We start from the raw sequence: 18,957 nt of genomic DNA, 5'->3' as shown, positions 1-18,957 counted from the left end.
AAGTACCTGTTTCACTGCACAAGCAGAAGAGACAGGTACTGTTAGGTTATGAGCAAAAATAGTCGCAAAAGGGCGGGAAACATGATAATGTGACTCTGCCAGTTACGTGAGCTGAACAGAGAATAACTTTGAGAAAGGTATGAATAAACATGCAGGAAAAAGTTCTGGTACTGGATATTGACGGAACATTGACCAATTCAAAAAAAGAGATCACGGAAGCTACCAAACAGGGAATCTGGAATATTTTACAGCATGGTCACAAGGTGATCCTGGCTTCGGGTCGTCCCACCCCCGGCATGCGGAAATGCGAAGAGGAGCTGGAACTGAAAAAATACGGCGGATACCTACTGTCATTTAACGGAGCCCGTATCGTGGAGTGTAAGACAGGAGAAGTGGTCTATCAGAGAACACTGCCCCTGCCCATTGTGCCCGGATTGTACGAATTCGCCAAAGCGAATGGCTGCGGACTGATCACTTATCAGGGTCCCGGCGTCATCTCTGCGTTCGAGCCGGATGACTATGTGCAGCTGGAAGCCAGAATCAACGGAATTCCTATAAAGGTCGTTGACAATTTCGTCGAATATGTGAATTTCGATATTAATAAATGCCTGATGACAGCACCGGAAGAGATCGCACCGGAGCTGGAGAAGCAGTTACAGGAAAAGTACAGTGATGTTGCGAGCATCTACCGTTCCGAACCCTATTTCATCGAGATCATGCCGAAAGATGTGAACAAAGCCACCTCTTTGGATCATATGCTGGAAGGCATGGGACTGACCAGAGAGAATGCGATCTGCTGCGGGGACGGTTACAACGACATCTCCATGATCGAATATGCGGGAACCGGCGTAGCAATGGGGAATGCCCAGCCAGTGGTCAAGGATGCGGCGGACTATATCACCGGCACCAACGATGAAGACGGACTGGTGGAAGTCATCGATAAGTTCATCATGAACCCGGAGCAGGCATAGCCTTTCTTAGAAACAAACAATAGACACAAAGCAGTAGCAAGCGAAAACTCACAGAGCAATGAGCGTGTGTGATTTTTGCAAAAGAGGATATATATGATTCAGATACAAATACCTGAAAAAGCGAAATATATCATAGAAACCATACAGAATGCCGGATTCGAAGCCTATGTGGTAGGCGGCTGCGTGCGGGATTCCATTCTGGGGAGAACCCCGGAGGACTGGGATATCACCACCTCGGCGAGACCGGAGCAGGTAAAGCAGCTGTTTCGTCGCACCATCGACACCGGAATCCAGCATGGCACCGTAACCGTCATGCTGGACAAGGAAGGCTTTGAGGTTACGACCTACCGTGTGGATGGAAAATACGAAGACAGCCGACATCCCAAAGAAGTGATGTTTACTCCGAACCTGGAGGAGGACCTGAAACGCCGGGATTTTACCATCAATGCCATGGCTTATAATGAAACGGAAGGCCTGATCGACATTTTCGGCGGATTAAAAGACATCGAGGCGAAGCTGATCCGATGCGTAGGCAACCCGGAAGAACGTTTTGGAGAAGATGCCCTGCGGATCATGCGGGCAATTCGTTTTTCAGCCCAGCTGGGCTACGAGATCCACGAAGATACTGAGGCGGCAATCCGGAAGCTGGCACCGACCCTGCAGAAGATCAGTGCGGAGCGGATTCAGGTGGAACTGACTAAACTGTTGGTGTCCCCTCATCCCGACACTCTCAGAGAAGCTTATGACATGGGTGTCACCAAGGTGATCCTACCGGAATTCGATGCCATGATGGAGACACCGCAGAAGCACAAGCATCATAAATACAATGTGGGTGAGCATACATTACATGCACTTATGGAGATCGGGCCGGACAAGAATCTGCGTTATGCCATGCTGCTCCATGACATCGGCAAGCCGGCCACACTTACTGTGGATGAAGACGGAATCACTCATTTCTACGGACATCCGGCGGTGGGAGAAGAGATGGCGCGGAAGATTCTGCGGAGACTGCGATTTGATAATGATACCGTTGCGGTGGTCACCCGTCTGGTGAGATACCATGATTATGGCAATGATGTGATACCGGATCTGCGGATTGTCCGCCGGGCGGTGAATAAGATCGGGGAAGATATTTTCCCTCTGCTGTTCCCGGTGAAACGGGCAGATATTCTGGCACAGAGCGATTACCTGAGAACAGAAAAACTAGAGAATCTCGAACTCTGGAAGAAACTGTATCAGGAAATGCTGGAAAAGAAGCAGTGCATCTCCCTGAAAACACTGGCGGTCACCGGCAGGGATCTGATCAACACCGGTATGAAACCGGGCAGAGAGCTGGGAGAGATGCTGCAACAGCTGCTGGAACTGGTATTGGAACATCCCGAGCAGAATACCAGAGAACAGCTGCTGGAAAAGGTAAAGGAACTGTCGGCAGACAAAGATTGAGCATACTTTACAGGCTTTCCTCATAAGATAGCGTAGGAACCGGGAAACGGTTAAGGACGTATCTTAGGAGGGGTTGTAAGTGAATGACAGAGCGGTGGTACTGCTGGAGCAGTATGAGATAGAAGTATTGCGTACCCGAAAAGGAAGGGGAGCGATTCTGTGCGATACACAGCAGGGCTGCCTGATCTTCAAGGAATATACCGGAAGAGAGGAACAATTATGCCTGCAGGAGCAGGTCCTGAAGCACCTGGAGGAACGGGGAACCGTTCCTGCGGAGCGATTGCTTGCCACAAAGGAAGGCGCGTTATCGGTGACAGACCGGGACGGTGTCAGATATATTCTGAAGACCTGGTGGGAAGGCCGAGAATGTAATATCCGTGACAGGGAAGAATGTATGGAAGCCATGCGGCTTCTGGCGAGACTGCACGGTGATCTGGAATTTACACCGGTATTTCCGGAGACGGAGGAGACTTCGGCACCGGTCATAGAGCGATATCTCCCCAGCCGGGACTATGAGAAGCATAACCGGGAGCTCAAGAGAGCCCGCAGGTTCTTGAAACAGCGCAGCCAGAAGACCTGGTTCGAGATCCGGTTGTCTGCAGTGATTGATCCTTTTTTAGAGGAAGCAAGACAACTGTGTGAAGAATGGAAAGAGATCGAGCTGGCTGCCTCCGACAGCGGAGAGGAAGTACCGCTGTGTTTCTGCCACGGAGATTACCAATATCATAATATTCTGCGGCAGGACCGTGGATTTTTCCTGGTGAACTTCGAAAAATGTCAGGCAGACGGGCCGGTGAGAGACCTGTATCTGCTGTTGCGAAAGCTTTTGGAAAAAAGTGAATGGGATGCCGAATGGGGCAGAGTGCTTCTGGCGGCTTATGAAAGTGTCAGACCGTTAAAGCCCTATGAGAGACAGGATCTGGTCTACCGCCTGTCCTATCCTGAGAAATTGTGGAAGATCGTAAACTTTTATTATAATTCCGGCAAGGCCTGGATCCCGGAGAAGAATCAGGAGAAACTGGACCGCCTGTTGGAACAGGAAGCGGCCAGAAAGAAATTCCTGAAACTGCTGCAAAGATAAAAGCCGGGCAATGAACGGCAGACAACGGAAGAGACGTTGCGGCAGGATCGCAGCGTCAGGAGACAAAGGAGAAGCAAAAACGTTGAAAAGATTCGAAGACAAAAAGTATTCGAAAACGAAACAGACAGTGGTAATTCTTTTGCTTGTGACAGCAATGTCATTTGCTGGATGCGGGCAGACAGCATCCTCCGGGACGGCGGCAACACCTGCGCCAACGGCACAGGCAGAGCGGATAGATACCGGCTTTGTTGTCACCAATCCGGACAGCTATGATTCCGCAGATACGGCGGTACTGGTGGATATCAATAATGTTGACAACACTGTCACACTGTTAAATCTGGATCTGGGCAAACGTTACACGCTGTCCATGGACGGAACAACGCGGTTCGCAGATAAATATGGAAAGGCAATTTCCCTGAGTCAGCTGCAGGAGGGGGACATCGTGGATGTGACTTTTTTGAAAAGTCAGAAGCATCTGACCTCCATGCAGCTGGCGCAGACAGCATGGCAGTATGAAGATGTGGAGCACTACGAGATGAATACCGTACGGAATGAGGTGGCCATCGGGGAAGAGGTGTTCCAGCTGTCTAAGGATACCCAGTATTTTTCCCAGGGACACAGCATTGAAAAAATGGATCTGAATCCGGCGGATATCCTGACATTTCACGGCATTGACAGCACAGTGCTCAGCGTAACGGTGGAAAAAGGCCATGGATACCTCAGACTGGTCAATGATGAGAACTTTGTGGGCGGCTGGCTGGAAATCGGCCAGACACAGATCGTACGGATCACAGAGGACATGCTGGTGACTGTGCCGGAGGGAAGCTATCAGGTAGATATCAGCTATAACGGAGGTGGCGGCACGAAAAATGTCGTAATCAACCGCAACGAGGAAACAACACTGGATATCGGTGATCTGGAAGTGGCAGAGGCACAGTACGGTATGGTGCTGTTTTCCCTGAATCCTTCCGATGCAGAATTGTATATCGATGGAAGTCAGGTGGATGCCTCTCAGCCGATCACGCTGGAATACGGTATTCATCAGATCATAGCGAAGGCGGACGGCTATAAGTCGCTTACACAGTATCTCAGGGTGGGGCAGGAATCCGCGGGAGTGGATGTCCAGCTGGATAAGGCGGACTCCGACAGTGAAGACAGTACGGAAAGCAGCAGTTCTTCCAGCTCTTCCGCAACGGAATCTACCTCCACCGCAGATACGACTACGACCTATTACCGCGTGCATATTGATGCTCCGGAAAATGTGGAGGTATATCTGGACGGCAACTATGTGGGAATTTCCCCCTGCAGTTTTAAGAAGACCTCAGGAAGTCATGTGATCACCCTGCGAAAATCCGGTTATGAAACCAGAAGTTATACGGTACAGGTGGATGAAGAAGAAAAGGATGTATCCTACTCATTTGTAGACCTGACGCCCAGCTCTTCATCGACAGAATGATCCTTTCCGGGAGGGGAAGAAATGCCGTAAATATGCGGAAAAACCTTGACAAAAGGGATAAAAACAGATATATATATGTATAGGCGTTTCAAAAGAACTATTTTCGAGCGTAAAATTAATAACGAAAACTCATTACAGGAGGAGTTCAATATGAACAAAACAGAATTAGTTGCAGCTATGGCTGATCAGGCAGGTCTTTCCAAGAAGGACGCAGAGAAGGCATTAAAGGCATTCACAGATGTTGTTGCTGAAGAGTTAAAGAAGGATGGTAAGGTTCAGTTAGTTGGCTTCGGTACTTTCGAAGTATCCAGCAGAGCAGCTAGAGAGGGTAGAAATCCTCAGAGCGGCGCACCTATGAAGATCGCTGCTTCCAAGGCTCCTAAGTTCAAGGCTGGTAAGGCATTAAAGGATATGCTGAACGCATAATAGAAGCTGAATTTTCAGAGACTCGATAGGACAACCTTTCGGGTCTCTTTTGTTTTTCAGAAACGGATGATCGTGAGGTTAAAAGCATGAGATTAGACAAATATTTGAAGGTATCCCGACTGATCAAGCGCCGTACTGTGGCTAATGAAGCCTGCGACAGCGGCAGAGTGCTGATCAATGATAAGCCGGCAAAGGCATCCGCCAATGTCAAAGAGGGAGATATCATTTCCATCTCTTTCGGCAACAAGGAAGTAAAAGTCGAGGTCCTGGATGTACAGGAGACCGTGAAAAAAGAAGAAGCCAAAGAACTTTTCCGTTATATATAATATCAGGTTCTCTATGTATAAATTTCCACATTTTCCCATACAATACATTGTAAGTCCGGTTCCGGAAGGAGCGGAGGATGGGAGGCTATGGAGAGAATGGAAGATTTAAACGCGACAGGACGTATGCATAAAGTGACCATGACCAACAGACGGACATGTACCGTGAATGGGGTAAATGACGTCCTTTCCTTTGATCTGCGGGAGATCCTGCTGGAGACGGAACAGGGGATGCTGATGATCCGTGGCAACGAGCTCCATGTGAACCGCCTGACATTAGACAAGGGGGAAGTGGATATTGACGGCCGGATCGACAGCCTTGTATATTCGGATACCGCAGCATCCGGAGAAAAACAGGAATCCTTCCTGGGCAGGCTGTTCCGCTGATGGATGAAAATGTTTTTCTGCTGCATTCCTTTCTGCTGGGTGTGGGGATCACTTTTCTGTATGATATTCTGCGGATCCTGCGAAGAGTGTTCGCTCACAGTACCAGCATGGTATCTCTGGAAGATCTGGCATTCTGGATCTACTGTGCGGGAAAGGTCTTTCTGCTGATGTTTCATGAAAGTAACGGGAACCTGCGATGGTTTGCCGTGCTGGGGGCATTGGCGGGAATGTACCTGTATCACAGGACAATCAGTCCCTTTTTTGTAAAGTATGTGGCACTGGGCCTGAATACTCTTCTGCACCCAATCCGGAAAGCCTTGCGGATAACGGGAAATTGGCTGAAAAAGCAGTTGACTATACTTAGGAAAATGCTTAAAATATTCATTAAAAGGAGATGCGCGTATGGCAAGAAGAAAAGCAGCCTACCGCAAGAGACACCAGAACCGGTTCAGTATGTTCCTGGTGACCCTGGTCGTGTTGATGATCATGGTGGTCGTTGCGGTGCGGAGCGTGGAATTACAACAGAAGATTGCGGGCTATGATACCCAGATCGCAAGCCTTGGCGCGCAGATCGAAGCAGAGCAGACCAGAGCGGAACAGATCGAGGAATTCGGTAAGTACACTCAGACGAAAGCTTATGTGGAAGAGGTGGCGAAGGATAAGCTGGGACTGGTATACGAAGGTGAGATCCTTTTTCAGGAAGACAATTAAGCAGGGAAACTGTTTCTCAACAGTGAACCTGCTTTTTTTGTCGCAAAAAATGAAGTCTTTCCCTCCCTCGATTTGACAAAAGGAAGAGGAAAACTGCCCTATAATCGTGAAAACAGAAAGGGGAGGATGCCATGATTATAGGGAAAAAGGAGCAGGAACGGCTGGAGAGAGAACAGTGTGCACAGATCTCACTGCTGTGCAGACAGAAACTGATGGGATATGCGGAGAGTTTTGAGGAACTGGGGAAGAGCTTTCGGCAGGAGATACAGATTACAGGAGAGGACAGGCAGAATATTCTGGAAAAATGTATGCTGTGGCAGAGCAGACAGATCATGGGAGACCATCTGCAGGAAGTGGCCCGGATCATGGAACGGGTGGCAGGAGAGGAACTGGGGTATTGTCCGCTGGAAGAGAAAAAGAGGAAAAGCCTGGTACAGGCGCTCAAGAGTGAAGGGATCATCGCCAGAGACCTCTGCTATGTGGAGAAGGACGGCAGCAGCTCCGGGACAGAAGCAGGGATCAGTATGACACTGTCCACCGAAAAAAGGCACTATAAGGCGGCACAGGTGGCGGACATGCTGACGGTATTATTGGGAAAAAAGCTGCAGGTCTCTTCAGGAAGCCCTTATCTCGTGGAGCAGGAGCCGCATTGTTTTCTGTTCACAGAGGAACCGAAATACATAGCACTGACGGGGGTGAGCCGGGCGGTAAAAGAAGGGGAGAAAGTCTCGGGGGATCAGTATGCCACCATGGAATCGGAAAAAGGGAAGCTGATCCTGATGTTGTCTGATGGGACAGGCTCCGGGGAGGATGCCAGCCGGGGCAGCGGCAGAGTCATGGATCTCATGGAAAAAATGCTGGAGGCGGGCTTCGGGACCGAGGCATCTGTGAATCTCCTGAATTCCGCGTTGTATGCGCAAAATGAAGAGGACGATCATCCTACGATAGACCTTTGCAGCCTGGATCTGTATACCGGCGAATGTGAGATCTGCAAGGTGGGCGGTGTTGCCACATTCTGGAAGACCTCCGGAAGGGTTCTCTGTGTCGGCGGCGAAAGCCTGCCGTTAGGTATTTTTCAAAAAGTGCAGATAGAACGACAGATGTGTCAGATCCGGCCGGGAGATCTGCTGGTCATGATGACGGACGGGGTTCTGGATATGATGGAAGACGGGGAAGAGCGCATGGCACAGGTGCTGGAAGGGTTGCAGGAACAGAACCCGCAGGAGATCGCAGAGAAAATATTGTCCTATGCCATCTGTGCCTCAGAGGGACGGATTCGGGACGATATGACGGTATTTGTGCTCTGCCTGTGGGAAAACACGTGATGCCGCCTTGATTTTTCCTCATAATTAGGATAGAGTAAAAACATGAATACATGGATGGATACGCGAGAAAAAGTATTTGCATATATCAGAGAGCATCACATGCTGCAGGCCGGCGACCGTGTGGTAGCCGGTGTTTCTGGAGGGGCAGACTCGGTTTGCCTCTTATTTTTGTTGCTGGAATGGCAGAAGGAAGTACCTACAGACATTGCCGTAGTGCATGTGGATCACGGCATTCGCACGGAGGCCGGAGAAGATGCCCGGTATGTGGAGCAGCTCTGCGAGGAGAGAGGAATCCCTTTTTTCCTGACCAGGGCAGAGGTAAGGAACAGAGCCCGCATGGAGAAAATCTCTGAGGAAGAAGCCGGGCGCAGAACGAGATATGAGGCATTTGAAAAGGCGGCAAAGGAGTGGGGAGCCACGAAGATCGCAGTGGCCCACAACAGCAATGACCGCAGCGAGACCCAGCTGTTCCATTTGTTCCGGGGCAGTGGAATCCGGGGACTGGCCAGCATTTTGCCTGTGAGAGATCGGATTATACGACCGCTCCTATGTCTGGAACGGTGGGAGATCGAGAAGTTTTTACAACAGCGAGGAATTGTCTATTGCAAGGATGCCACCAATGAGGAGGATGACTACACCAGAAATCGTATTCGGCATCATATTTTGCCTTATGCGGAGCAGAATATTGTAAAGGGCTGTGTAGCGCATATGAATCAGACGGCGGAGCTGCTGGCGGAGACGGAGGACTATCTGGAACTGCAGACAAAAGAAGCAGCTGGCCGATGTATCCGGGCAACGGACGGTGACGGAGAGTCCGCAGAGACGGGGGACAGCCGGAACGCGGTGATCTGTATTGCTGTGGAGTCTTTTCTGTCGTTGCATCCTGTGATCCGTAAGCGCCTCTTGTATGAAGAAGTGAAGCAATTGTCTCCCGGGCAGAAAGACATCACTTACCAGCATATTCAGGAGCTGCTGACCTTGTTTACCAGGGAAGGCAACCGGCAGATCTGTCTTCCGTTCGGCATCCGGGGTAGACGGCAATATGAGGAAGTCCTGCTGACAGTAGAGAGGACAGACAGGGAGCTTTTGGAGAAGACGGAAGTGGCTGAGAAATATCAACCAACTCTGCAGCTTTCTCCCGGACAGACAGGGACAGTGGAATGTGAAGTGGGAACGGTGGAATACTGTGTGTGTGACCTGGCCGCTGCCCATGAAAAAAACCAAGAAGTTCCCACAAATCAGTATACGAAATGGTTTGATTATGATAAAATAAAAAAATGTCCGGTGATACGGACAAGAAAGCCGGGTGATTATCTGACCATTGCTGACGGCAGAGGCGGGATGATCCATAAATCGCTGAAAAGTTATCTGGTCGATCAAAAGATCCCACAGGCGGAACGCGATAGACTGCCGATCCTGGCAGAGGGAGAGCATGTACTGTGGGTCGTGGGATACCGTATCAGCGAATATTATAAAGTAACGGAGAATACAAAACGTATTTTAAAGGTACAATTAATAAGAAAGGAGTTCGCTTAAAAGCGAAAGGACAAAAGAAAATGGCAGAGCATATCAGAGTACTGTTGACAGAAGAGGAAGTAGATAAGAGAATCCAGGAGATCGGTGAGCAGATCAGCAAGGATTATGCGGGTAAGCAGGTACACCTTGTATGTGTACTGAAGGGTGGCAGCTTTTTCATGTGTGAACTGGCAAAGCGTATCACTGTTCCCGTATCTCTGGACTTTATGTCCGTATCCAGCTATGGCAGCGATACCAAGTCCAGCGGTGTAGTCAAGATCGTGAAGGATCTGGACGAATCTCTGAAAGATAAGGAAGTTATTGTAGTAGAGGATATCGTGGACAGCGGAAGAACCCTGAGCTATCTGCTGGAGATGCTGAAGGACAGAGGTCCGGCTTCTTTACGTCTGTGCACCCTGTTGGACAAACCCGAGAGAAGAGTGATCGATGTCCATGTGGATTATACCGGATTTAATATTCCCGATGAGTTTGTAGTGGGCTATGGTCTGGATTATGATCAGAGATATCGTAATCTGCCTTACATCGGTGTGGTAGAATTCGATTAAGCGATACAAAGATGTAGGAGGCCCGTGAAGTTGAAACAAAACGGCAAAACAATCAATTCATATTTTATATTTATCATACTTCTGCTTCTGGTGATCTTCGGCCTCAACCTGTTGAACAACCGTACAGATGAATACACCAAGGCAGAGTTCATTGCGGATCTGGATGCCGGCAATGTATCGGAAGTCGTGGTGCAGCCCAACGGAGAAGCACCTACCGGATATCTGGAGATCCAGATGAAGAACGGTGTATCTCATAAGCTGTACGCAACGGACATTACAGAACTGGAGACCCTGGTACGTGAGTATGGGTTTGATCCGGTGGTCAATGACATTGAAAGGGAGAACTGGTTCCTGACCTATATGCTGCCGATGCTGGTCGTGCTGGCGGTGGGAATTTTCCTGTTCATGATGATGAATGCCCAACAGGCAGGCGGCGGTAACGGCAAGATGATGAACTTCGGCAAAAGCCGCGCCAAGATGACATTGGGTGACAAGAGTGTCACATTCGCTCAGGTAGCCGGTCTGAAAGAGGAAAAGGAAGAACTGGAGGAGATCGTTGATTTCCTGAAGGAGCCGGGAAAATACACCGGTGTCGGAGCCAGAATCCCCAAGGGTGTCCTGTTGGAGGGCCCTCCCGGAACCGGTAAGACCCTGTTGGCGAAAGCCGTGGCAGGCGAAGCCGGAGTACCTTTTTTCAGCATCTCCGGATCTGATTTCGTGGAAATGTTCGTCGGTGTGGGCGCTTCCCGTGTGCGTGACCTGTTTGAAGAAGCAAAGCATAATGCACCTTGTATCGTATTTATCGATGAGATCGATGCCGTGGCAAGACGGCGTGGTACCGGTATGGGCGGAGGACACGATGAGAGAGAGCAGACCCTGAACCAGTTACTGGTAGAAATGGACGGTTTCGGCGTCAATGAGGGCATTATCGTTATGGCGGCCACCAACCGTGTGGATATTCTGGATCCTGCAATCCTGCGTCCCGGTCGTTTCGACCGTAAGGTAGCGGTGGGAACCCCGGATATCGGTGGCAGAGAAGAGATTTTGAAAGTACATGCGAAGAACAAACCTCTGGGGGATGATGTGAATCTGCAGCAGATCGCTCAGACTACTGCAGGCTTCACCGGAGCGGATCTGGAGAACCTGCTGAACGAAGCAGCCATTATCGCGGCGAAGGAGAACCGCTCCTTTATCGCACAGAAGGATATCAAGAGAGCCTTTATCAAAGTGGGAATCGGTGCGGAGAAGAAGAGCCGTATCATTTCCGACAAGGAGAAGAAGATCACTGCATACCACGAAGCAGGCCATGCGATCTTGTTCCATGTACTTCCGGATGTGGGACCGGTCTATACCGTATCCATTATCCCGACCGGAGTGGGAGCCGCCGGTTACACCATGCCTCTGCCGGAAAAGGATGAGATGTTCGCCACCAAGAGCCGTATGCTCCAGGATATCATGGTATCTTTGGGCGGACGTATCGCAGAGGAGATCATCTTCGGAGATATTACCACCGGAGCATCCAGTGATATTAAGAAAGCCACCAAGACAGCCCGCCGTATGGTAACCCGTTACGGAATGTCTGATAATATCGGTGTCATCTGCTATGACGATGACGATGATGAAGTCTTCATCGGTAAGGATCTGGCACATGCCAAGGCGCACAGTGAGGAGATTTCCGGTGAGATCGATAAGGAAGTCAAGCACATCATAGATGACTGCTATACCAAAGCCAAGGATATTATCTTACAGCATGAGGATGTGCTGCATAGCTGTGCACAGCTGCTGTTGGAGAAGGAGAAGATCACCAGAGAAGAATTCGAGGGTCTTTTCGTATAGGAAAAGGTTTTCGCGGGAGTTTCGTGGAATTGGTAGTATTGTACAAACCGATTTTGTGAAAAATATACAAAAATGAATATTCACTTTTGTGATATTTGTGAATTTTGAGAATAGTCAAAAATAGGAGTGCATGCTATTATAATACTCGTAACCCCCCCAATACATTATATAGTTTTTTGCTATACCCCATAAGAAAGAAATACCTTCTCTAAAAAGGGCAGTCCTCCCAAGACTGTCCTTTTTACTGTCTAAAAATCGCTGAATAAAGAGGCGGGCAGTTGTCAGATGTAAGGAAAAAGGGTATAATAAATAGAGCTTTTGAGCTTGGGACATGTCATACTGCCGGAGCGCACAAGACAACAAAGCACTTTGGCAGAAGCAGTGTCATAATATAGATAGTAAGACATTAGTCTCAGAAAGGATAGATACTATGGATCTGGAGCGATTACGTCGAACAGAATATAATCAGCAGTATATTGCTGCCATGAGACCCGTATTTAACAGAAGAGCTCTTTTTACGGATACAAGTGCGGAGTATGTGATCCCGGAAGAGCCGGAACCATATTCCGAGGTGACGATCCGTTTCCGTACCGCAAGGAACAACGTGGACAGGATATTCCTCGTAAGCGGTGGACAGAAGCATCTCATGGTACGAGTGGAGAGCAATAATGATTTTGATTACTATGCTTATGTGATGCGTCTGGATGATCAGAAGGTATCCTACTACTTTGAGGTACAGACCGGCAGGATCACAGGTATCTTCGATATGAGAGGATTGGTGCAGGAGGTCAACGAGTATTATGATTTTATCATCATTCCCGGCTTCCATACTCCCGACTGGGCAAAAGGTGCGGTAATGTACCAGATCTATACCGATCGTTTCTGCAATGGCGATCCTTCCAATGATGTGCTGACCAATGAATATTGCTATATCGGGGAGCCGGTACACCGCGTAGAGGACTGGGGACGTTATCCCGCACAGATGGATGTCCGTGAGTTCTACGGCGGAGACCTGCAGGGTGTGCTGGACAAGATGGACTACCTGCAGGATCTGGGAGTTGAGGTGATTTATTTTAATCCTCTGTTTGTCTCCCCTTCCAACCACAAATACGATATTCAGGATTATGATTATATTGATCCCCATATTGGAAAGATTGTCAGTGATGAAGGGGATCTGCTTCCCGACGGACAGCGGGAGAACCGTTTTGCTTCCCGTTACATCGACCGTGTGACTAACAAGGCGAATCTGGAAGCCAGCAACGAGCTGTTTGCTCAGGTGGTGGCAGAGGCACACCGCAGAGACATGAGAGTCATTCTGGATGGCGTGTTCAATCACTGTGGTTCCTTTAATAAATGGATGGACAGAGAGCGCATCTATGAGAATGCGGAAGGATATGACAAGGGTGCCTATGTCAGTGCTGACAGCCCTTATCGGAATTACTTTGATTTCCACAATCAGGCAGCATGGCCCTATAACAATTCCTATGACGGATGGTGGGGACATGACACACTGCCGAAGCTGAACTACGAGGGATCCCAGGAACTGATGGACTATGTCCTTCATGTAGCGAAAAAATGGGTATCTCCGCCCTACAATGTGGATGGCTGGAGACTGGATGTGGCGGCAGACTTAGGCCACAGCCAGGAGTTCAATCATCATTTCTGGCAGGAATTCCGGAAAGCGGTAAAAGAGGCCAATCCGGAGGCTATTATTCTGGCAGAGCACTACGGCAATACCAGAGACTGGCTGCAGGGCAACGAATGGGATACTGTCATGAACTACGATGCGTTCATGGAGCCCGTGACCTGGTTCCTCACCGGTATGGAGAAGCACAGCGATGACTACAGAGAGGATCTGCTCGGCAATGCAGAGAGCTTCTGGGGAGCCATGCGGCATCATACCTCCAGTTTCTCCATGCCCAGCTGGCAGGTGGCTATGAATGAACTGTCCAACCATGATCATTCCCGTTTTCTGACGAGAACGAATCATAAGGTGGGACGTACCAATACACTGGGACCGCAGGCTGCGGAACAGGGTATCAATAAGGCAGTCTTCCGGGAAGGCGTTGTGATCCAGATGACATGGACGGGTGCTCCTACAATCTATTACGGAGATGAGGCCGGTGTCTGTGGTTTCACAGATCCTGACAACCGCAGAACGTATCCCTGGGGACATGAGGATCAGGTGCTGCTGGCATTTCATAAGGACATTATCCGTCTGCGCCGGGAGAACGAGGAGCTGCGGATCGGCTCCTTGAAAATGTTGGAAAATGACTACAACTTTATTTCTTACGGACGTTTTAACCGCAAGGGACAGTGTGCGATCCTGATCAACAATAATTATCATCCCATCACCAAAGAGATTCATGTGTGGGAGATCGGAACCCCTAAGACAGGTAAGATGAAAGTGATCCTGCAGTCCAGGGATGACGGGTATTGCATGGAAGGTGCGGAGTATGAGATCAGGGCAGGCAAGGTTCTGATCGAGATGCCACAGACCTCGGCAACGATACTGAAATATGTAGAAGAATAAATATATGTAACTATTCAGAACACCATTCGCAAAACCGCCTCTGCGAGGCTTCCTTTTTGCTCATGGTGGTTACTTCGCCCTATAAATAGTATCAAATGCTCTTACGAATGCAAGGATTCGACGCTCATTTGATACTATTTACATGGCTCTGAATAGTTACAAATACAAAAGACAGAGAGGATATTCGATGTTCACCATCATTATTACCCTGCTGTTGCCGCTGGTATCCATTGGGATCTGGCGGCAATCTATTTTAAAAAATAACAAAAAAAGCGGACAGTCTGTCACGATCGGGAAGGGAGAATATGTCCTTCGTTATCTCACCTGCCTGCTCTGTATGTTGGTCATTCCCTGGATCCTGTTGTCGCTGACCGGCAATGACGGCAATACGATCTTGAGAAAGCTGTTGGAATCCAGAGAATATGCAGTGAAAGTTCTATGTCTGGAGATCAGCATGATGCTGGTCTATGCCATTGCGGAATTGTTCGTGGAAGAAGCGAAAGCCGGAAAGCATGAGAAGATCCGGAGCGTCCTGAGTAAGATTACCGATAGCAAGGCGTGGAGCGTATTTCGCAAATACATAGGACCGGTGGCAGTACTGGCATTGACAGTGCTGGTGGTGTGTCTGAATTTCAGCATGATGTCCGACCGCGTACTGTGGGGGGATGAGGCGTTTTCTGCGAATACGGCCCACAAGGATGTGGATGGCATTTTGCAGGTATTGTATTACTGGGACAATCATCCGCCACTGTATTATTACTGGCTGAAATTATTCGGGACCCTGTTCGGATATAAGGTACCGGTATTCCACCTGGCCTCTCTGGTGCCCTTCGTGATCGGGATCGTACTGGCACTGACCGTTGTGCGGAAACATTTCGGAATGCTTGCGGCAACATTTTTTGTGATGATCTCCGGTCTGGGACAGGCGTGTCTGGAGTACAATCTGGAAGTCCGCATGTATGCGCTGGCTTTCCTGTGTGTAATGGGTTGCTTCTATTGTTCCTACAGAGTCATTGCTGACGGCAGCAGGAAGACCTGGGCAGGCATGGTGCTGTGGGCACTGGCAGCAGCGTATTCTCACTATTATGCACTGGTGGCTGTAGGCATTATGATGTTTTTCACCGGAGTGGCCGTATGGATCAAATACCGTGGGAAAACATGGATAAAGGGTGTTCTGGCCATCGTAGCATTTTTCATAGGTTATGCACCCTGGCTATATTTCTTCTATGCCGGCTTGAAAAATGTCAGCAGAGGCTGGTGGATGACAGAGATCCTGGGACTGGACCAGAGTCTGGAGATCGTTATGGGCGGCAGAGGGATGAATGGTATCGTATTCCCGCTGGTGATTCTGTTTCTGGTGGTGACCCTGGCAGTGGATTCTTCTGTATTCTCTGTGGAAAAAGACGGAGTACATATGCAGAAGCCTTCTGTGAGAAACTGGTCTGACAAGACATATGCCATGGCAGTGGGAGCCTGCACAATCCTTGGAACTTTGGCATTTGCTTATTTGTTAAGTGTTGTTATGGCACCGATGCTGGCACAGAGATATCTGTATCCGTTAAGCGCGGTGGCAATCGTCATGCTGGCGGTGGGCAGCAGCCGTGTGCTGGAACTGGCTGCAGAGCTGGAGAAGAAGTCCTGGAAGGGCCTGGAGGCTGTAAGCAGAATTGTGCTGGCGGTATTGCTGGTAGTATTATTCGGCCTGGGAATTCAGAACTATCGGGAATGCTATGACAGCTATGAACAGCAGAAGGTGGAGACCGAAAAGACACTGGATCTGATCGGTACCCCCGATGAGGATGTAAATATGGTCACGAATGGTGTAAAACATCTGGGTTGGACCGTGCTGTATTATTACTATCCGGATAATGAAATCGTGAACGGAGATTACAACCAGGCGGATTCCGACAGGTTCTGGTATTTTACACCGACCGAACTTGGCGCAGATGCCATCGCCGGATTGCAGCAGGATGGATATCAGGTAACCGATTACGGACTGATGCAACTGTCGCAGTATCCTTTCTATTTATATTATATTGAAGCAGTTCAGCCTGCGTCATTCGCAAAGTTGCGTTAGCACGCTTTTTCGTCACTTCGTGACTACTTTTGCTCATAGATTGGCGCTCTGCTCATAGGATGACAGAATTGACGCTTTGTGTGCGAGCACCCAATCGTCGCTTCTGTCATCCTATGGCTGAACTTTTACACTAAAATAATAAAAACATCTTGCAATTTGTGTGAACATATGCTACAATTTCACATTGTTAAGGCACTCTTGCCTGACATGGATGGATTCCCGAGTGGCCAAAGGGGACAGACTGTAAATCTGCTGCAATTTGCTTCGGTGGTTCGAATCCACCTCCATCCATTCGCACATTTATATAAATGTGTGATGCGTCCGCTGGTGTGGCGGAATAGGCAGACGCAAGGGACTTAAAATCCCTCGGGGGCAACTCCGTGCCGGTTCAAGTCCGGCCACCAGCATACTTAATTAGTGAGAGGAACACGGTAGAAATGCCGTGTTTCTCTTATTTTTTATTGTGAATGATAAAAAGAAGGAATATAATTGTATACAAATAACAGTAATATATTCTCAAGACGAAGGGGTGACAGTATGCTGACAAATACAATGAAAGAGGATTTGCCCCAAGGGGTAGTAGATCTTTTTTCGGATAGTATTTTGGCAATCATATTGTACGGATCTGTCGCCAGAAATGATAATACGGATGAGAGTGATATTGATATTGTAATTATCATAAAAAATGAAATGGATGATGCAACAAAGGAACAGTTCATTCATTGGTCAGCGGAATTAGATCTTCGATATGACAGAGTATTTTCTATCATTGATATTCAGGAAGAAAACATGGAGAAATGGCGAAATGTTTTGCCGTTTTATCAGAATATACAGAAGGAGGGGATAATTCTTTGGAAAGCAGAATAACAATTCCTTTTACACTTCATGGAATAGAAGAAAATCTCACCGTAGAATACACGCAAGGTACAGATCCCAGGGAAATTGGCTATGATGCCCTTCAGGGATTTCCGATAGACAAAATATGTTGCATAGGTTATCCGGTAATGCATGGTTACTTTGAACACATGAATGCGACCGGTTATCGGAGATCCTGTGGATTTATTCAATTCGTGGAAAGAATTGAAAATTATGGGGAAAACAGAGAGCTTTCCATAGATGTCAGTGATGAAAATCTGGGAAAAGGGAATCCATATTTTGCGTATGGTTATCCGGCAGAAATATTTGATGCTCCCTGTTGTAATTTGGCTGGGTGTAGACACTTGAAATGGACAGCTTATACCTATCTAGTAGATCTGCCCTCTCGAATGAATGGCAATAAACTGAAATTCCTGGGCGGATACTCATGGGGATATGAAGAGGATGAGAACGGTCCACAGAGATTACTACCGCTAGAGATATTGACGGAAAATGACTGGGAAAAGCATGCAACGGAAAAAGGAATATTAACGATATTCCCAATAAAAGGAGGCTGTACTGCTAAGTTATGAAGAATAGATATAAACAAAAACTGATATTCGTTATTGCAATTTTATGTTTGAGCTTAGTAAGCTGTAAAAGTAAAACAGAGCCAATTAATAATATTGCATCATGGACGCCAGATGATGGTTGGACAATAAATGAAATTGATATTAGGGATCTGTGGCGAATGTGGAATGGGAGACAACAGTATGAATTATTATATCAGTGATCTGCATCTATTTCATGAAGCATCCATAGGATTCGATGGACGCCCGTTCCGGAATCTGGAGGAAATGCACGCAGAGATCGTAAGAAAATGGAACAGCAAAGTAACTAACGGAGATACCGTATACATTCTGGGTGATATGAGCATGCGCGGTAAGAACGAGGATCTGATCGCTCTGGTGGCAATCCTGAAGGGAAAAAAGGTCCTGATCCGGGGCAATCATGATGATGTGTCCGATCTTAGATACCGGCAGTTGTTCCAGGAAGTCTGCGATTATAGGGAGATCCGGGATTCTGTAGGCGGTAAGAGTTATGAACTGGTGCTGTGCCATTACCCTATTTTCAGCTGGAAGCATATGAGCCGCGGCACGATTCTACTCTACGGGCATACCCACAACAGCCCGTAAGATATGTATTTTCAGAAATGTCTGGAAGGAATGAAAGACAACGAATGCCGACATACCGGTGACAGTCACGTACAGGCATATAATGTGGGCTGTATGAAGCCGTGGATGGACTATGAACCGAGAAGTCTGCAGGAAATTATAAAATAAAAAGCTTTGAAAGAAAAATCGAGCAGGGGAACCGGCTCGATTTTTTGCAACCCTAGATTTGATGAAAGATCTGAAAAAAATATGTGCTATGATGGCAGTGCAACATGAA

The 18,957-nt window shown here is 48.2% G+C and carries 19 protein-coding genes and 2 tRNA genes; all 21 read left to right on the top strand.

Going from position 1 to position 18,957, the window contains the following annotated elements; all coding sequences use genetic code 11:
• The first annotated feature begins 149 nt into the window (after positions 1–149).
• The 21 genes from OCV96_RS15105 (at position 150) to OCV96_RS15010 (ending at position 18,848) form a co-directional block, all read left to right on the top strand.
• The gene (locus tag OCV96_RS15105; RefSeq protein WP_262594832.1) at positions 150–971 is read left to right on the top strand and encodes a Cof-type HAD-IIB family hydrolase; all 822 of its coding nucleotides are present in this window, start codon (positions 150–152) and stop codon (positions 969–971) included.
• 96 nt (positions 972–1,067) lie between these two features.
• Positions 1,068–2,414 carry a CCA tRNA nucleotidyltransferase gene (locus tag OCV96_RS15100; protein WP_262594859.1) on the top strand — a complete coding sequence of 449 codons (1,347 nt, stop codon included), beginning with the start codon at positions 1,068–1,070 and terminating at the stop codon, positions 2,412–2,414.
• A gap of 79 nt (positions 2,415–2,493) precedes the next feature.
• Positions 2,494–3,495, top strand: a complete 1,002-nt coding sequence (locus OCV96_RS15095; protein WP_262594831.1) for a CotS family spore coat protein — start codon at positions 2,494–2,496, stop codon at positions 3,493–3,495.
• Between the two features lie 10 nt (positions 3,496–3,505).
• Positions 3,506–4,951, top strand: coding sequence for a PEGA domain-containing protein (locus tag OCV96_RS15090; RefSeq protein ID WP_262594830.1), 1,446 nt, complete (start codon positions 3,506–3,508; stop codon positions 4,949–4,951).
• A gap of 75 nt (positions 4,952–5,026) precedes the next feature.
• Positions 5,027–5,377 carry an HU family DNA-binding protein gene (locus tag OCV96_RS15085; protein WP_255713168.1) on the top strand — a complete coding sequence of 117 codons (351 nt, stop codon included), beginning with the start codon at positions 5,027–5,029 and terminating at the stop codon, positions 5,375–5,377.
• 86 nt (positions 5,378–5,463) lie between these two features.
• Positions 5,464–5,703, top strand: a complete 240-nt coding sequence (locus tag OCV96_RS15080) for an RNA-binding S4 domain-containing protein (RefSeq protein WP_022313248.1) — start codon at positions 5,464–5,466, stop codon at positions 5,701–5,703.
• 96 nt (positions 5,704–5,799) lie between these two features.
• Positions 5,800–6,087, top strand: a complete 288-nt coding sequence (gene yabP / locus OCV96_RS15075) for a sporulation protein YabP (RefSeq protein WP_117465441.1) — start codon at positions 5,800–5,802, stop codon at positions 6,085–6,087.
• Positions 6,087–6,629 (top strand): spore cortex biosynthesis protein YabQ, encoded by a 543-nt coding sequence (gene yabQ / locus OCV96_RS19745; RefSeq protein WP_118503033.1) that lies wholly within the window; start codon positions 6,087–6,089, stop codon positions 6,627–6,629. The genes yabP and yabQ overlap by 1 nt, the downstream gene beginning before the upstream one ends.
• Positions 6,541–6,798 (top strand): septum formation initiator family protein, encoded by a 258-nt coding sequence (locus tag OCV96_RS15070; RefSeq protein WP_412123594.1) that lies wholly within the window; start codon positions 6,541–6,543, stop codon positions 6,796–6,798. Before yabQ ends, OCV96_RS15070 begins: the two co-directional genes overlap by 89 nt.
• Positions 6,799–6,929: 131 nt before the next feature.
• Positions 6,930–8,123 carry a SpoIIE family protein phosphatase gene (locus tag OCV96_RS15065; RefSeq protein ID WP_118730798.1) on the top strand — a complete coding sequence of 398 codons (1,194 nt, stop codon included), beginning with the start codon at positions 6,930–6,932 and terminating at the stop codon, positions 8,121–8,123.
• 42 nt (positions 8,124–8,165) lie between these two features.
• Positions 8,166–9,659, top strand: a complete 1,494-nt coding sequence (tilS, locus tag OCV96_RS15060; RefSeq protein WP_262594827.1) for a tRNA lysidine(34) synthetase TilS — start codon at positions 8,166–8,168, stop codon at positions 9,657–9,659.
• A gap of 20 nt (positions 9,660–9,679) precedes the next feature.
• The gene (gene hpt, locus OCV96_RS15055) at positions 9,680–10,204 is read left to right on the top strand and encodes a hypoxanthine phosphoribosyltransferase (protein WP_022313253.1); all 525 of its coding nucleotides are present in this window, start codon (positions 9,680–9,682) and stop codon (positions 10,202–10,204) included.
• A 30-nt stretch (positions 10,205–10,234) separates the two neighbouring features.
• On the top strand, positions 10,235–12,040 hold the full coding sequence (gene ftsH / locus OCV96_RS15050; protein WP_118669169.1) for an ATP-dependent zinc metalloprotease FtsH: 1,806 nt from the start codon (positions 10,235–10,237) through the stop codon (positions 12,038–12,040).
• Positions 12,041–12,470: 430 nt separating this feature from the next.
• On the top strand, positions 12,471–14,573 hold the full coding sequence (locus OCV96_RS15045; RefSeq protein WP_262594825.1) for a glycoside hydrolase family 13 protein: 2,103 nt from the start codon (positions 12,471–12,473) through the stop codon (positions 14,571–14,573).
• Between the two features lie 187 nt (positions 14,574–14,760).
• On the top strand, positions 14,761–16,650 hold the full coding sequence (locus tag OCV96_RS15040) for a glycosyltransferase family 39 protein (RefSeq protein ID WP_182430251.1): 1,890 nt from the start codon (positions 14,761–14,763) through the stop codon (positions 16,648–16,650).
• Positions 16,651–16,859: 209 nt separating this feature from the next.
• A tRNA-Tyr gene (locus OCV96_RS15035) sits at positions 16,860–16,941 on the top strand.
• A gap of 32 nt (positions 16,942–16,973) precedes the next feature.
• A tRNA-Leu gene (locus OCV96_RS15030) sits at positions 16,974–17,057 on the top strand.
• A gap of 130 nt (positions 17,058–17,187) precedes the next feature.
• Positions 17,188–17,517: a nucleotidyltransferase family protein gene (locus OCV96_RS15025; RefSeq protein WP_262594823.1), complete on the top strand. Its 330-nt coding sequence runs from the start codon at positions 17,188–17,190 to the stop codon at positions 17,515–17,517.
• The gene (locus tag OCV96_RS15020) at positions 17,502–18,098 is read left to right on the top strand and encodes a hypothetical protein (protein WP_262594821.1); all 597 of its coding nucleotides are present in this window, start codon (positions 17,502–17,504) and stop codon (positions 18,096–18,098) included. Before OCV96_RS15025 ends, OCV96_RS15020 begins: the two co-directional genes overlap by 16 nt.
• A gap of 129 nt (positions 18,099–18,227) precedes the next feature.
• Positions 18,228–18,701 carry a metallophosphoesterase gene (locus OCV96_RS15015; protein WP_262594820.1) on the top strand — a complete coding sequence of 158 codons (474 nt, stop codon included), beginning with the start codon at positions 18,228–18,230 and terminating at the stop codon, positions 18,699–18,701.
• 3 nt (positions 18,702–18,704) lie between these two features.
• Complete coding sequence (locus tag OCV96_RS15010) at positions 18,705–18,848, top strand: hypothetical protein (protein WP_262594819.1); 144 nt, start codon at positions 18,705–18,707, stop codon at positions 18,846–18,848.
• Positions 18,849–18,957: the final 109 nt, after the last annotated feature.

The sequence above is a fragment of the Waltera acetigignens genome (assembly GCF_025567015.1).
Lineage (GTDB): Bacteria > Bacillota > Clostridia > Lachnospirales > Lachnospiraceae > Acetatifactor > Acetatifactor acetigignens.
Note: the sequence above shows the minus strand (reverse complement) of the source record. Positions and strands in the feature narration are given on the sequence as shown.

What these genes read in the sequence shown, in the direction of transcription:
- OCV96_RS15090 (WP_262594830.1), top strand. Translation starts at nt 3,506, where the DNA reads ATGAACGGCAGACAACGGAAGAGACGTTGCGGCAGGATCGCAGCGTCA.
- OCV96_RS15045 (WP_262594825.1), top strand. Translation starts at nt 12,471, where the DNA reads ATGGATCTGGAGCGATTACGTCGAACAGAATATAATCAGCAGTATATT.
- OCV96_RS15080 (WP_022313248.1), top strand. Translation starts at nt 5,464, where the DNA reads ATGAGATTAGACAAATATTTGAAGGTATCCCGACTGATCAAGCGCCGT.
- hpt (WP_022313253.1), top strand. Translation starts at nt 9,680, where the DNA reads ATGGCAGAGCATATCAGAGTACTGTTGACAGAAGAGGAAGTAGATAAG.
- OCV96_RS15085 (WP_255713168.1), top strand. Translation starts at nt 5,027, where the DNA reads ATGTATAGGCGTTTCAAAAGAACTATTTTCGAGCGTAAAATTAATAAC.
- yabP (WP_117465441.1), top strand. Translation starts at nt 5,800, where the DNA reads ATGGAAGATTTAAACGCGACAGGACGTATGCATAAAGTGACCATGACC.
- OCV96_RS15065 (WP_118730798.1), top strand. Translation starts at nt 6,930, where the DNA reads ATGATTATAGGGAAAAAGGAGCAGGAACGGCTGGAGAGAGAACAGTGT.
- tilS (WP_262594827.1), top strand. Translation starts at nt 8,166, where the DNA reads ATGAATACATGGATGGATACGCGAGAAAAAGTATTTGCATATATCAGA.
- OCV96_RS15105 (WP_262594832.1), top strand. Translation starts at nt 150, where the DNA reads ATGCAGGAAAAAGTTCTGGTACTGGATATTGACGGAACATTGACCAAT.
- OCV96_RS15015 (WP_262594820.1), top strand. Translation starts at nt 18,228, where the DNA reads ATGAAATTGATATTAGGGATCTGTGGCGAATGTGGAATGGGAGACAAC.
- OCV96_RS15025 (WP_262594823.1), top strand. Translation starts at nt 17,188, where the DNA reads ATGCTGACAAATACAATGAAAGAGGATTTGCCCCAAGGGGTAGTAGAT.
- OCV96_RS15010 (WP_262594819.1), top strand. Translation starts at nt 18,705, where the DNA reads ATGTATTTTCAGAAATGTCTGGAAGGAATGAAAGACAACGAATGCCGA.
- OCV96_RS15040 (WP_182430251.1), top strand. Translation starts at nt 14,761, where the DNA reads ATGTTCACCATCATTATTACCCTGCTGTTGCCGCTGGTATCCATTGGG.
- yabQ (WP_118503033.1), top strand. Translation starts at nt 6,087, where the DNA reads ATGGATGAAAATGTTTTTCTGCTGCATTCCTTTCTGCTGGGTGTGGGG.
- OCV96_RS15070 (WP_412123594.1), top strand. Translation starts at nt 6,541, where the DNA reads ATGTTCCTGGTGACCCTGGTCGTGTTGATGATCATGGTGGTCGTTGCG.